Here is a 15008-nt window from a genome sequence, read left to right as displayed (position 1 = left end):
TAATGCTGACACTTCGATGCCAGCATTAGGGTAGAACTTAGCTAAACGTTAGGGGCAATTTCAGCGTTAAATTTTCCACGTTTTGCCGCGTGTGCTCTCCAAGAAATAAGAATCATGGTTGAAATGATAGTGCCTATAATTGCAGCACCAAACCATATAGCAGCCGACATAAATGCTCCCATACCAGCGTCATGCAACAAGAAAATAGAGAAAATACCTGCACCTGGCGTAGATAATCCAATGCCGGCTGCGCCAATGATGGCACCTGTCACAATCGACCCAGCAAGGAAAGAACCAATAACACGAATCGGGTCTTCAATAGCCATTGGGATTGCTCCCTCTGTGATGCCTGCGAGCCCAAGTAGCCAAGTTGATTTACCGGTCTCAATTTCAAAATCTTTAAACAAACGCGGAGCTATCATTGTCGAGGCTGTCACAGTAAAAGCCGACACCATTTTTACACTTCCAAAGATGGCATACGGTCCATAGACACCATTTGCCATTGCCCCAAGGCAAAAGGCGTAAGCTGCTTTGTTAACCGGGCCACCTAAGTCGAATGATACAAAACAACCAATCACTGCTCCTAGTAGAATAGCGTTGGTGCCAGACATACCATTTAGCCAATCGGTTAAACCTTGATTTAGCATGGCAACCGGCTTACCAATAACAAACAACATCAAGCTACCGGCTACCAACGTTCCTATGACAGGGTATAAATAAAAGGTAAGGAAACCATTGAATGAAGGACTTAGGCGGATATTTTCCTTGACCCATCGCATCACATAACCAGCAATTAAACCGCCGACAATGCCACCGAGAAAACCCGAACCAATAAGGTTTGCGGCTATCCCCGCAGCAAAACCTGGTCCTAAGGCTGGTTTATCTGCCAATGAGTAAGCGGTGTAAGCAGCAAGTACGGGTACCATTAAGGTTCCCAATAGACCGCCACCAAGTTTTCGGTACATCCACAACCAAGAGCCTTCGGTAGCATATAGATCTTGTAAGTCGAATATTTGCGCTAGCAAAACTGCAACGGCGAGAACTGTACCTCCAGCGACAATCAACGGAACCGCATACGAGATACCACTGAGTAAAGCTTGTTTAAGTTCGGTCTTTAGCGGCAATTTTTTAGGCGCCTCGTCAACAGCAAGCTCACGCTCCTGACCGTTACTATTTTTCGACAATTCAAGGGCATCTTGTAAAACTCGCTCTCCATGTCGAATGGGCTCGGCGACAGGAACCTCTATCCGAGGAATACCTTTAAATCGTTCAAGATCTTTAACCGCAACTTCAGCAGCAAAAACAACTGCAACAGCGTTGTTTAACTGCTCAGCAGTTAAGCGGTCTTCAATGCCATTCGCGCCCTGCTTTTCTACGTGAACATGATAGCCAAGTTTACGACCGGCTTTCTCGAGGTATTCAGCAGCCATGTACGTATGAGCGATGCCCGCAGGACATGCCGTTACACAAACGATTGTAGGAGAATTTGTATCTATGTTGTCTTGTTTTCTAGCAGTGACTTTCTCTTCACCTGACAATAATGCTAAAACCTGTTCTGCAGTATCGGCATTGAGCACAGCTTCTCGTACATCATCATCAACTAAGGCGGTAGTCAGCTCAGTCAACAATTGCATATGAGTTGAACCCGCTTCAGCATTTGGAATGGCAAGTAAAAATATCAGATTTACATCTTCATTTTCGTCATCTTCAATACCCTTCCAACTTAAATCTTGTTTTAAAGTAGCGATGGCAAAGCTTGCTTCTTTAACAGCATCGCTTTTACCATGTGGTACTGCAAGTCCTTCGCCTAATGCGGTTGGCCCCTGCTCTTCTCGAGCAAATACCGCATCTAGATATTGTTGTTTGTCATTTAACTTGCCTTGCAATTCTAGTTGCTCGGCCAGCTTCTCAATCGCTTCTTCTTTTGATGAAAAACTAGTTTTCAATGTAATAAGCGACTTATTTGTCAGAGTCGTAAGTTTCATATCTATGTCCCAATTCACGATTTTGCTGGCCGTTAATGTACCAACGCAACAATGATACAACTTCAATACAAATGATCCGTGATCCGATTCACAAAACAAACACCACTTGTATTTAAGTTGTATTAAACTCTACCTCTTTAATGCCAAAAGTAATACAAATAGCTTGCGAAAACTATTTTTATTTGTATTATTGAAACTAAGTATTTCCATTATAAGTTCGAGATTGTATGGCTAGGCTGCCCCTTTATCGTAAAATTGCCGACGATATCAGAGAAAAGATAAGTATAGGCGACTATAAAGTTGGTGAGGCACTACCAACTGAAGCCCAACTGCGAGAGGTGTTTAGTGTTAGTCGTGTAACCATTAGACAAGCCTTAAAGCTATTAGTTGAAAACGACGAACTCAATAGCGTACAAGGAAGCGGTACTTACGTTAAAGAAGCCAAGGTCAATTACGACATAGATCAGCAGTCAAGCTTCAATGAGAAATGGGCACACCTCGACGTTGTAACTCATAGTGATGTCATCGCGTTCGAAATTCAAAGCGCAACGCTTACGATTGCTGACCAACTTGAAGTAGAAGAACATGAGAAAGTTTTTTATGTGAAGCGCGTTCGCTATATCGATGATCACGCGATTACGGTTGAAGAAACATGGTTACCGCTAGCCCTTTTTCCTGATTTAAGTTACCAAGTAATGCAACACTCAAAATATGACTATATAGAACAACAAAAAGGAATGGTCATCGATCGCAGTGAGCAAGAACTAATCCCTATATTGCCTCCAAAAGAAGTTGCCGCATTGCTGCACATTGACCCTAATCAGCCGATAATTGAAAAACGCACCCGCGGCTACTTACTCGACGGCACTGTGTTTGAATATAGCCGTAACTGCTTTACATCAACCGATTACAAATTCACTTTAGTTGCTAAGCGCAGAAAAAAAGGTCTTAGCAAGGTGTAGGCATAGCTTAAGCGCAACTCAAAGACTGGTGCACCTACACCAGTCTTTATCGCCAATATTTAGTTGAATAAATGACAACACCTTGGACTGGCTATATAAAAACGCGATGAAGCCGAGATAGTTTTTGATTCAAAACTGACGCCGGACAGCCTAAATTTAAACGGATAAACCCACGGCCTTGATCGCCAAAGCTATGACCCATAGTCGGGATAACCCCTGCTTTATGAATTTGTGTCTCGAGTTCATCATCACTCAAACCTAACAATCTGCAATCAAGCCAGGCCAAATACGTCGACTCCTGTTTTCGGTAGCTAACGCGTGTCAAATTAGTCTCTACAAAATCGAACAGAAGTTGATTATTGTTTTCCAAATACTTCAATGTGTCTTCAAGCCAAAGATGGCCATTTCGGTAAGCGCTCTGATTCGCGATCAAACTTAAAGCGCTATAGACATCTATTCCGTACGCAAGTAGTTTCGATTTTAAGGCTTTCGCCTCCTGTTGATTAGGTATCATAGTATTGGTAAGACGCAAAGAAGGTAAGCCAAAGGTTTTGGTACCTGCAATACAAACCGCCATTTGGCTTTGAAGAACCGGGGCCACCCGTAAGCAGCTATAGAACTTATACCCACTGAACACGATGTCAGCCCATATTTCATCAACAATTAAATAGGTCGAATATTGATGGCAAAGCTCACAGACCCGTAAAACCTCTGTTTGAGTCCAAACTCGACCTCCGGGATTATGAGGATTGCAAAACAGCATAATCTTTACCCCAGATTTAAGTTTTGTTTCTAGTTGCTCAAAATCTATTGTGTAATATCCATCCTCATTATTGAGCGCGGAAACAACTAATTGACGATTAGTATGTTCTATTGTTCGATAAAAAGCGTGATACACGGGACTAAGAACAAGTACCTGATCTCCAACGTTACTCCAGCTTTCAATCAGCATTGCAATCGCAGGCATACTTCCGGGCGTAGTGTGGAAATACTCTTTTCTTAAGTCAACTTGATGTCGAGTAGCCCACCAGTCGATAACTGAACTAAAATATTCATCACTGCGTTCTGAATAGCCAAACACCCCGTGGTCAATTCGTTCTTTGAGCGGCTGGGTTATAAATGATGGTGCTTTGAAATCCCAATCCGAGACCCAACTAGGTAAGGCATCTCCTTTCGCTACGCCGAGCCACTTTTCCATGTAATCCCATTTCAAACTGTCAGTGCCATAGCGATTGATGAGGGTATCTAATTCATGAGTCATACGGTTCTCTCAAGACACGGATCGGACATGTGTCTCGATCTAAATGTATAAAGTTACAATTTCGAAAGCTGTATTTGCGCAGCTTTCGAACCTATATAGGGCTAGTTTCTGCTAAATATATGAGTTCTATTGATCAATAGCATATAAAGCAATAGTGCGGTCGGTTCACTACATAATAGTGCTAACGCCCCTCATGAAGCCAAGACAAATAACACTATTAATCAAGGCTATAGAATGACACCCGCAAATAGGAAACCAAGGCATACACTAGCAGTGATGGTGACCAGTCCAGGGATCATAAACGGATGATTAAATACGTACTGTCCAATTCGCGTGGAGCCCGTGTCATCCATTTCAACCGCTGCAATGAGCGTTGGATAAGTAGGTAGAACAAACAAAGCACTCACCGCGGCAAAGGAAGCGATAGCGGCTTCTGGACTAACACCTAATGCAATTGCTGTTGGCATTAACGCCGCCGTAGTTGCTGCTTGTGAATATAAAAGCATAGATGCAAAAAACAGGATAATGGCCAGCATCCACGAGTACTGTTGCAAAATGGTACCTGCGAGTTCTTTGATTTCGTCAATGTGTGCGGAGACAAAGGTATCCCCCAGCCAAGCAACACCCAAAACACAAACACAGGCGCTCATACCAGACTTAAAAGTCGCCGCATTGACTATCTCAGCAGTATTGATTTTACAGTTCATCACAATCAAGGTCGCGGCACTGAGCATAAACACCATAATGGCTTCGTTACGCGGCAAACTTGGGTCTTCAATCAGTCCCACTAAGGGACTAATTGCGGTGGCATAGGCAACTACAGCAACAATACTGGCTAAAAAAATCCAAACTGAACGCTTGGCATGCACCGGCAGTTCTTTTTTATCGGCGCTGTCGGTCGTCACCAAACCATCTTTAAGTCGCTGCTGATAGATAGGATCGTCCGCCAGTTCTAAACCAAGGCGTTGCGCGACAAAAGCTCCCACCATACACGCTAGAAAGGTTGAAGGTATGGCAATAGCAAGCAATTGCAGGTAGTCCACCGAATGACTTGTCTCAAGCATGCCACTTAGCAGCACTACCGCAGCAGAGATAGGCGACGCTGTAATTGCAATTTGCGATGCAATGACCGCAATACTTAATGGGCGCGAGGGACGAACTCCAGCATCTTTGGATACTTCGGCAATCACTGGCAAGGTTGAAAATGCCGTATGTCCGGTTCCCGCAAGTAAAGTCATTACATAAGTGACAACAGGGGCCCAAAAGGTAATTTGTTTAGGGTTTCGACGTAAAATTCGCTCCGCGATTTCGACCAGATAATGCAGCCCACCAGCCACTTGCATAGACGCAATAGCCGCAATGACCGACATAATAATCAGGATGACATCGACAGGAACGGTGCCCGGTTCTAGGCCCAACACCAAGGTTAAGGCGAGCACACCCATACCACCCGCAAATCCGATCCCAATCCCACCAAGGCGAGCGCCCAGGTAGATTGACATAAGTACAACAGCAAACTCGATGATTAACATCGTTTGACTCCAATTATCAGTTTATTTAAACAGCTTAGCCGTATATTTAGGATTTTTAAGGTTTTCGACCGAAAGGATCTTATCGATTTCATCTTCACTCAACAGTTGTAGCTCTAATACAACTTCACGCACCGTTTTACCGCTTTGAGCACAGATCCGCCCAACTTTATCGCCATTGTGGTGGCCTATAAATGGGTTAAGGAAGGTAACCAGTCCGATTGAGTTTTCAACATAACTCATGCATACATCAGCATTGGCTGTGATGCCGTCGACACACTTTTCTTTAAGTGCAACACAGGCTTTTTCTAACAGGTGGATAGACTCAAACAATGACTGGGCGATCACAGGCTCCATCACATTGAGCTGTAACTGACCAGCTTCAGCTGCCATGGCGATGGTTAAATCATTACCACACACTTTAAAGCAGACTTGATTGACCACTTCAGGGATCACGGGATTAACCTTCGCTGGCATAATCGAGCTACCGGCTTGCATCTCAGGTAAATTGATTTCATTAAATCCCGCGCGCGGTCCAGAACTGAGCAAACGCAAATCATTACACACTTTTGACAACTTCACCGCGCAGCGCTTTAAAGCACCCGATAGCATCACGTAAGCCCCGCAATCTGAGGTCGCTTCAACCAAATCTTCAGCCGGAACAAATGGCCACTTGGTAATCTCTGCTAGTTTACCAATCGCTAAGTTTGAGTAGCCTTGATGCGTATTCAAACCAGTGCCAATGGCTGTTGCACCAAGGTTTACTTCTAATAATAAGCTTTGTGCCATGCGTATGCTTTTCAGCTCTTCTTTTATCGTTACAGCAAAGGCTCTAAACTCTTGGCCTAAGGTCATAGGAACCGCATCTTGCAATTGGGTACGGCCCATTTTAAGCACATCTTTAAACGCATCACTTTTCTTGAAAAATGCGTCGGATAATAGTTCTACGTCTTCCAAAAGCTGATTTATGTAGTAAAAACTCGCAACTCGAAAACCAGTTGGATAAGCATCATTGGTCGACTGGCTTTTGTTAACATGATCGTTAGGGCTAATAATGTCATAGTTCCCTTTTGCCTCGCCCATTAGCTCTAAGGCGACATTGGCAATCACCTCATTGGTATTCATATTCACCGAGGTACCTGCCCCTCCTTGAAAAACATCAATTTTGAATTGATCTAGATGGCTTCGGTTTTCAAATATATAGTCGCACGCTGCAACAATTGCCTTAGCTACATCATCAGGTACCGTGCCCAATTCTCCATTAGCCAAGGCTGCGGCTTTTTTGGTTATCACCATACCCAAAATAAATTCGGGGAAATCACTAATCGTTTGAGTACTAATATCAAAGTTGTTGATCGCGCGCTGGGTATGTACACCGTAGTAAGCATCAACAGGAATATCTAAACTTCCAAGCAGATCTTCTTCTTGGCGAAATTGGGGGGTTGGTGAGCTATTCATTCGCATTTCTTCTGGCTAGAGGGAGTTGCTGATAAAGGTATATGAATACCCACATTTTTCAAATGGCATACGTCAGTCTTTAGTCGTACTTTAAGGTTTTAGTCCTTCTTTTTATGGCTTTTGTGATTCACCTTTACCATGCCTGAAGCTAAGGAGAAACCAAGGACCGATTAGCGCAGTATTTGGATATTAGGGAAGGTTATTATTTATGACCAATTTATCGAATCAACTCCGAGGCATAAAGCAAGGATGCTAATAATGGTGATGGCTTCCAACGTTGGGTATTGCGTTTAATACGACAGAAAACTAACGATTACATAAATTTCGCGTTAGCATTTGTTTGGGCCCGTCAAAACAATTATATAACTGCAGGTGCGCCGTTTTAGAAAAGGTATCGCTGCGTTCATCATACTGAGAAATCCATTCAATAAGCATGTTTAGGTTTTGATCTTGAGCTGCTTTGGATTGGTATTTGTGCGGTTCCCATTCCCGCATTTTTGCATTTTTTATGCATATCGGTATGGGTAAGTTTAAATAAATGATATCCGTTGCAAACGGCAGTGCGATAGTGAGTAAGTCCGCATAGCAGCCTTCAATGACCCAAGCGGTGTTACCATTCATAAAATTATGAATGGTCTTTTCTGACTCAGCTAATGGTGCTCGAATCACCGCCTCACCTTGTTTCCAGGCCAAAGTATCCAAGTCCAAATGAACCAAGTTTTGTTCAGTACTCAATCTTCTGGCTAGAGTAGATTTACCCGAGCCAGAGTTGCCAAAAATTAGGACTTTTCTAAACAATATAACTTGCCCTTCGACGAATTTAAGACTTTAGAAGTTCAAGGATATCTTGAGTTTTAGCCAACATTAGTGCGTTATTGGCGCGGCTTTCAACATTCAAACGAACCACGGGCTCTGTATTTGAGCTACGTAAGTTAAAGCGCCAATCTTCAAACTCCATACTTAAGCCGTCAATACGATCCATACTCAAACTTAGTTTACTATAGCGCTGATAGACTTTTTCTATTGATACTGAAGGCTCATCAAGCTTCAGGTTTATTTCCCCAGACGAGGGGAACTTAGCAATGCGATCGGCAACCAAAGACGACAAATTACATTGCTTGCGACACAAGAGTTCAGCAACCAACAACCATGGGATCATACCGCTATCGCAATACCCAAAATCACGAAAATAGTGATGAGCGCTCATTTCGCCGCCGTATACGGCATCTTCAGAACGCATACGCTCTTTGATAAACGCGTGCCCAGTCTTCGAAACAATAGCTTTGCCACCATTTTGTTCAACAATATCAATGCTATTCCAAGTTAAACGAGGGTCATGAATTATTTTTGCTCCCGGTGTTTTTTGCAAAAAAGCCTCAGCCAGTAAACCTACAATGTAGTAGCCTTCAATGAATCGCCCTTGTTCATCGAACAAAAAACAGCGGTCAAAGTCGCCATCCCAAGCTATCCCCATATCCGCTTTATGCGCTAATACCGCTTCACTAGTTGAACTACGGTTTTCAACCAGCAATGGGTTGGGAATACCATTAGGAAAATCCCCATCGGCTTGGTGGTGCAGCTTAATAAATTCAATCGGAATACCACGGGCTATAAATTGCGCCTCTAAAGCGTCAACAACATGGCCAGCAGCGCCATTACCAGAGTTAACCACCAATTTAAGCGGAGTTATTTGTGAGGCATCTATATATGTAAGGAGATGTTCGATATAAGGGGCAAGGTTGTCTTGAGTGGCGTAGTTACCCCGCACGTTAACTTGTTCAAACTCGCCACTTTGCGCGAGCGTCTTGATATCGAATAAACCACTATCTCCACTGATTGGACGCGCATCTTTACCGACTAACTTCATACCATTATAGTCAATTGGATTATGGCTGGCAGTAATCTCTATACCGCCATCTAGGCCTAGTGCCTGAGTAGCGAAATAGATTTCTTCAGTGCCCGTCATCCCCAAATCAATGACATCGACTCCAGCATCTTGCAAGCCTTCGCCAACCGCTGCTTTTAAATCAAGTGAGGAATGACGAATATCGCCACCCAAGACAACCGATTTGGGTTTAAGCAATTGTCCAAAGGCGCGTCCAATACGGTACGCAACTTCTACATCTAACTCGGAGCCTAACTTACCGCGTATATCGTAGGCTTTAAAACAACTTAATTCTTTCATCTAGCAAAGACCTTGGCTAATAAGGTTCGTAATGCCGTATATGATAAGGCTTTTTCCCCAATATTGTAGTTCTGATTGACCATTTCTTTACGGTATTGTGCATCAAATAAGTACTTGATGGTTTCATGAACAGCAGTTGCGGTTTGCTGTGGATCGATGTAAGCCAAACCTTGCTCATCAATTTGGTGCTGCCTACCGAGATCTATGATATTAAATTTGTAGTCGTTTATGTCTAAGTCATATACCGGATAGCGATAAACAGCCATCGGGAGTTTTGCTACTAAACCTTCAAGAAACTGATTGCCCCAGCCTTCGAGTAAACTAGGGTACGTAATCATATCGGCCTGCGTATACACGTCCCACAATGAATAAACGTTTTGGCCATCACGTATATCACGAGAGTGCTCAACAGCGTCACTCATAATCACTAACTCCACGCCAAGTACTTGGGCTTTATTGAGCAATTTAGTTAAATATGCAGGTTCTTCGCACAGTCCTGCAAAGCATAAAACAAAGCGGCTATCTTGCTCAAACGTCTGAGCGTTATAAAGCGTTTTACCCACAAATTCTTGTCGCCGAGAGTTAAGCTGAGCGAGTAAATCGATCGCCAGCTCTATACCTTTTCTAGCAACGACACGGGTGGCTTGTAAAAACATGACATCGTTAGGGCGAATTCCAAAGCGCTGTCTTAGATCGCTGTTGTAATCATCAATACGCCAATCACTACCGGCAAAATCAAAGACGTTAGGCACGACAGTAGCCTCAATACCACGACGCTGCATAAGCTCATGTTGCGCAATACGATTAATCACACAGTGCTGTACCAGCGGATTTTTGGGAGGGAAATGAGTTTCCAAAAGTTTAGCAACACCAGGGCCTGTCGGTTGCGAATATTTCACGCGTTCCCAATGAAAGTCATGATGGTGGCAAACAACTCGAGTTTGGGTTTGCTCAACCGCCTGCAATAATCCAAGTGCAGCAGGTAGGTGATAGCCCAAGGACCACATATTATTGGGCACAACTATATCGATGTTAAGCCGGGTAATTACCTCACTTATGCCGGATGCAATTAGCTTGGCTTGTTGTTCGATTGCGATTAGTAAATCATCGTCACTGTTAAAGTCACAGCGTTCTACATAGGCATTGTGAATAATCGTGTCGTTAAATGGGTCCAAATAGTGCAACTGCGGAACCATTTCAGCCTCACAACTACCGGCACTTCCTGCTAAGTAGAACACCTGGTGGCCCAATTTCTGCAATGCCCATTTCCACTTATCCATTTCGAGTGAAACGCCGTCAGTTTCGCCGACACGAAAATGTGCGAGTAATATGTTCATAGGGTTCAATGACCTAAAATGATTTCGATGCTTGCGATAGTAGTGCCTTTGAAACGCCTCGAATAATAAACATTAGTAGATTTAAGAGATGGCTCACGTTCTTTTCAAAACCGGTTTGGATTTTGTGTATTTGTGATCCAGATCGGCTTAATTGCCCTGACACTGGTCTATGCTTAGTTTGTTTTTTAATCTTATATATCAATTTTATTCAAGAACGGGGATTGCTCCCGTTTTTTTAGAGTTAACACCAAAACCGGTTTTGTACATAAGGGATTCATCAATGCCAGCAATTGATACGTCAATGGCGACACTAAGCAAAGACCTACAGCAAATTCTGGCTGGCGTTTATTCGCCCGCCCAGCTTAAAAGCTTAGTCCCAAGCTTAATTAGCAAAGCCAATGCTTTTAGCATCACCAAGCCTCAAAAGCTCTCTTTAGACCAAAACGACATCATGCTGATAAGTTACGGGGACTCTATCAAGAAAGACGGTGAGGCGCCGTTGCATACCTTGCGCATGTTCTTAAACCAGCACACCCAGCATGAAATCTCTGCTGTACACCTTCTGCCTTGCTACCCTTTCACCTCCGACGATGGATTCTCTGTCATCGATTATTGGGAAATCAATTCAGAACTTGGAGGCTGGGAGGACGTTAGAGCGTTGTCAGCTGATTATGACTTAATGTTAGACGCCGTGATTAATCATATCTCTCAATCCAGTAATTGGTTTCAAGGTTATCTGGAGGGCTCAGAAGAATATCAGGACTTTTTCTTAGAAGCAGACCCTCAGCTCAATTATGGAAGTGTCACCCGGCCACGAGCCTTACCACTTTTAAGTGCCTTTGAAACAAGCCGCGGCCTTAAGCATGTTTGGACAACGTTTAGCAGCGATCAAATCGATCTTAATTATCGCTCTCCAGCCCTGTTTGCCAAAGTTGTTGAACTATTACTTTATTATGTTGAACAAGGTGCGCGTTACATTCGCCTAGACGCGATTGGTTTTATGTGGAAAGAATTATCAACCCCATGCATTCACCTGCCACAAACTCATGCGTTAGTCCAAGCCATGCGTGCAGTGCTCGACGCGCTTGCCCCGCAAGTCAAACTAATTACCGAAACCAACGTCCCTCACCAAGACAATATTAGTTACTTTGGCAATGGTTTTAACGAAGCGCACATGGTTTATCAATTTCCTCTACCACCACTAACCATGCATACCTTGCAAACTGGCAATAGTGATAAAATAGTCGCTTGGATGAGCAGCCTAGATGCTTGCTCCGCGTCCACGACTTTCTTTAATTTCCTTTCTTCACATGATGGCATCGGCGTGCGACCAGTCGAAGGTATTTTGAACCCTAGTGAAGTTCAACATTTACTAGATGTTGTCGATGCTAATCAAGGACGAGTTTCATACAAAGACAACGGTGATGGTACTCAAAGCCCCTACGAGCTCAATATTAACTATTTCAATGCAGTTGCTGATAAACAAGCTTCTATGTCGACCAATATTGATCGTTTTATGGCTGCTCAAACCATTTTAGTTTCTCTAGCCGGAGTGCCTGGCATATATATTCATAGCTTATTGGGCTCTGAAAGCGACCTTGAAGGCCTAGAGCGACACGGCTACAACCGAGCCATTAACCGCGCCCAATTATCAGTAGATCAATTACAAGATGAACTCAAGGATGTTGACTCTCAGCGCAGCCGAGTACTGGCTAGATTTAAGCAGCTATTGGGCACACGAAAGACACTCGCGGCTTTCGCGCCCAGTGCATCACAACGCATTGTCAAAACAGACTCGCGGGTTGTGAGTCTGGTACGCGATGAAAGCGTTGCTGTTGTGGTGAATATCAGCAATCAAAGCCTTGATTTCGACACCCGCTTATTACTACCCGGCTTAAGTCAGGATTTACTTAGCCAGCAAAAAATAACCAGCGTAACAACTTTAGCTCCATATCAAGCGATGTGGCTATCGGCATAACAATAAATACCTAAAAGGACCTTACACATGAAACTTAATACACTCACCTTAGGACTACTCAGCGCCGGAATGCTAGTGTCCAATATGACTTACGCGACAACGGTTGAATACTGGACTACCCAGACTCAATCAGACCGTATCCAAACCATTGAAGTCATGGCGGAAGTATTTGAAGCGCTAAACCCCGGTATCGACGTAAAAATCATTGCTGTTGATGAAAACGATATGCCAAAACAAATAGCTGCTGCGGCTGCCGCAAATACCCTACCCGATATGATAGAAGTTGGCTCTAACCTATCCTTAGCATTTGCCGAAGAAGGCATTGTTGATATGGATGCCACTTCAGAAGTCGTTGATAAGATCGGTGTTGATCGCTTTTATCAAGGCGCACTAAAACTAATCGAAAACCCACAAGCGCAAAAATACGTCGCCGTACCTTACCGAGGTTGGGTACAAGGGATTTGGTATCGTGCTGATTGGTTTGAAGAAGCAGGCCTTGAGCCACCAACCTCCTGGGAAAGCATTGAAAAAGCGGCTGAATATTTCTATAAGCCTGAAGACAACCAGTATGGCATTCTAGTTGGCACCAAGGCTGACAGCTATGCGGAGCAATGCTATACCCAGTTTGCTCTGAGCAACGATGCTGGACAATTTGACCGCGATGGTAATCTGATCTTTAACTCTGAAGCTCAAGCTGAAGTACTTGATTACTATAAAACTTTAGCCAAGTACAATCCTCCAGGCCCGCAAACGTGGCGCGCGCGCGACTACTACTTACAAGGCAAGCTTGCGATGTTCTTCTACTCGTCTTACATCCTCGATGATATTGCTTTAGCCGAGGCGGCAGCCAGCTCCTTAAGTAGCGAGAACTTCAGCGATCTTAAAGGCGCAAGTTTTGACCCTGATCTGGCTAAAAATACTCGCTTAGCAACCACCATTACCAAGACCTCACCTTCTACCTTTGGTACTTTGGTTGGCTTTTCTATCATGACCAATGATAGTAAAGAAGAAGTCGCAGCAACTCAGGCCTTTATCGAATACATGAACGAAAAGGATCAAGTTGTTGCCTATTCTCACATGGCAGTAGGTGGTCATTTACCGGTACTTAAAGACATTGCAGAAACTGACGAGTTTTTAAACGACCCGAAAGGAATTTTTGCAGCCTATGGTAAAGAGTCAATTAAGGAAATGGTTGCCGGATTTGAAAATATCCGTAACTTCTCCGTTGTTGATGGCAAAACGTTCCCAGATTCTGGCGAAATATTTGCGAAGCAAATCATTCCTCGCATGGTTTACAGCGCCACAATTGAAGACAAAGATACACAAGCTTCTTTAGATTGGGCTGAAACGCAAATGAAGCAAATCACTGACCAATAGTGACGTAATCGCTTTGTTGTAACACCAGGTAGGGGAGCACCATATCCCCTACCCACAAGGAACTTAAATGAGCCCATTAGAAAGAGCCGAGGCTAATTTTGCTTGGAAGTTGGTTCTTCCAACCATTGCAGTACTGAGCTTACTCATTCTTTATCCATTGCTATACAACATCTATCTCAGTTTTTTTGATGTACAGCTCAACGGTGATAAAGCGTTTGTTGGCCTTGGTAATTACACTAAATTACTCGCAAATCCAGACTACTACTCAGCCATCGGCACGACAGCTCTTTATCTGTTAGGAACGGTTGTCGGTACCACCTTACTTGGATTGGCGATGGCCTTGCTGCTCAAAGACCCATTTCCAGGACGTGGGTTAGTTAACGCGGCTATTATGCTGCCCTATGTGGCTCCGGTAATTTCAGTTGTATTTGGTTGGCAATTCCTATTTGACCCCATCTCAGGGGTGTTTAATTACCTGATGGTGGATGTACTACATATTTGGACTGAAAGGGTCAATTTGATAGGCGATCCAGATAGCGCTTTAGGTGTGGTCATTTTATTCGATATCTGGAAACACGCACCTATCGCTTATATGTTAATTCTTTCCAAACTGGTTTCTATACCCCGAGATCAATACGAAGCAGCCTCTATCGACGGTTACGGACCCGTTGGACGCTTCTTCCATGTCACCTTACCAGAACTACATTTTGTACTGGCTACGGTTATTTTACTGCGCTTAATCTGGAACCTTAATCGCTTTGAAGATGTATACCTACTCGCTCCAAACGTGCAAACCCTGCCAATATTTACATATTACCAGGCGTTTACCGGTGTTATTGACCAAGGATTGGCTGCAGCAACCTCAGTGATACAACTGGGTGTTTTGTGCGTCTTTATTTGGTTTTACATTAAAAAAGTAATGAAATGGTGATTGTT

The 15008-nt window shown here is 43.6% G+C and carries 11 protein-coding genes; 4 read left to right on the top strand and 7 right to left on the bottom strand.

The window, feature by feature from the left end; genetic code table 11:
- Positions 1–41: 41 nt before the first annotated feature.
- Positions 42–1985 (bottom strand): PTS 2-O-a-mannosyl-D-glycerate transporter subunit IIABC, encoded by a 1944-nt coding sequence (mngA, locus tag DBZ36_RS18450; protein WP_120356463.1) that lies wholly within the window; start codon positions 1983–1985, stop codon positions 42–44.
- 227 nt (positions 1986–2212) lie between these two features.
- Between mngA and DBZ36_RS18445 the strand changes: the two genes are divergently transcribed.
- Complete coding sequence (locus DBZ36_RS18445; protein WP_120356462.1) at positions 2213–2947, top strand: GntR family transcriptional regulator; 735 nt, start codon at positions 2213–2215, stop codon at positions 2945–2947.
- A 91-nt stretch (positions 2948–3038) separates the two neighbouring features.
- Here DBZ36_RS18445 and DBZ36_RS18440 read toward each other — a convergent pair whose 3' ends face one another.
- The 6 genes from DBZ36_RS18440 to DBZ36_RS18415 form a co-directional block, all read right to left on the bottom strand.
- Positions 3039–4208: a MalY/PatB family protein gene (locus DBZ36_RS18440; protein WP_120356461.1), complete on the bottom strand. Its 1170-nt coding sequence runs from the start codon at positions 4206–4208 to the stop codon at positions 3039–3041.
- A 227-nt stretch (positions 4209–4435) separates the two neighbouring features.
- The gene (locus tag DBZ36_RS18435; RefSeq protein ID WP_120356460.1) at positions 4436–5740 is read right to left on the bottom strand and encodes an anaerobic C4-dicarboxylate transporter; all 1305 of its coding nucleotides are present in this window, start codon (positions 5738–5740) and stop codon (positions 4436–4438) included.
- Between the two features lie 21 nt (positions 5741–5761).
- The gene (gene aspA / locus DBZ36_RS18430; RefSeq protein ID WP_407641493.1) at positions 5762–7195 is read right to left on the bottom strand and encodes an aspartate ammonia-lyase; all 1434 of its coding nucleotides are present in this window, start codon (positions 7193–7195) and stop codon (positions 5762–5764) included.
- Positions 7196–7501: 306 nt separating this feature from the next.
- A complete protein-coding gene (locus tag DBZ36_RS18425) occupies positions 7502–7993 on the bottom strand; it encodes an AAA family ATPase (RefSeq protein ID WP_120356458.1) in 492 nt (163 codons plus the stop codon).
- A 22-nt stretch (positions 7994–8015) separates the two neighbouring features.
- Positions 8016–9380 carry a phosphohexomutase domain-containing protein gene (locus DBZ36_RS18420; RefSeq protein WP_120356457.1) on the bottom strand — a complete coding sequence of 455 codons (1365 nt, stop codon included), beginning with the start codon at positions 9378–9380 and terminating at the stop codon, positions 8016–8018.
- Positions 9377–10717: a glycosyltransferase family 4 protein gene (locus tag DBZ36_RS18415; RefSeq protein ID WP_120356456.1), complete on the bottom strand. Its 1341-nt coding sequence runs from the start codon at positions 10715–10717 to the stop codon at positions 9377–9379. Before DBZ36_RS18415 ends, DBZ36_RS18420 begins: the two co-directional genes overlap by 4 nt.
- A gap of 280 nt (positions 10718–10997) precedes the next feature.
- On the opposite strand from DBZ36_RS18415, the gene DBZ36_RS18410 reads away from it, so the two are divergent.
- The 3 genes from DBZ36_RS18410 (at position 10998) to DBZ36_RS18400 (ending at position 15003) form a co-directional block, all read left to right on the top strand.
- The gene (locus DBZ36_RS18410) at positions 10998–12695 is read left to right on the top strand and encodes a sugar phosphorylase (protein ID WP_120356455.1); all 1698 of its coding nucleotides are present in this window, start codon (positions 10998–11000) and stop codon (positions 12693–12695) included.
- A gap of 27 nt (positions 12696–12722) precedes the next feature.
- On the top strand, positions 12723–14072 hold the full coding sequence (locus tag DBZ36_RS18405) for an ABC transporter substrate-binding protein (protein ID WP_120356454.1): 1350 nt from the start codon (positions 12723–12725) through the stop codon (positions 14070–14072).
- A 67-nt stretch (positions 14073–14139) separates the two neighbouring features.
- Positions 14140–15003 carry a carbohydrate ABC transporter permease gene (locus tag DBZ36_RS18400; protein ID WP_120356453.1) on the top strand — a complete coding sequence of 288 codons (864 nt, stop codon included), beginning with the start codon at positions 14140–14142 and terminating at the stop codon, positions 15001–15003.
- Positions 15004–15008: the final 5 nt, after the last annotated feature.

This window comes from Alginatibacterium sediminis (genome assembly GCF_003610775.1).
Classification (GTDB): domain Bacteria; phylum Pseudomonadota; class Gammaproteobacteria; order Enterobacterales; family Celerinatantimonadaceae; genus Alginatibacterium; species Alginatibacterium sediminis.
This window is presented reverse-complemented; position numbering and strand designations above follow the sequence as displayed.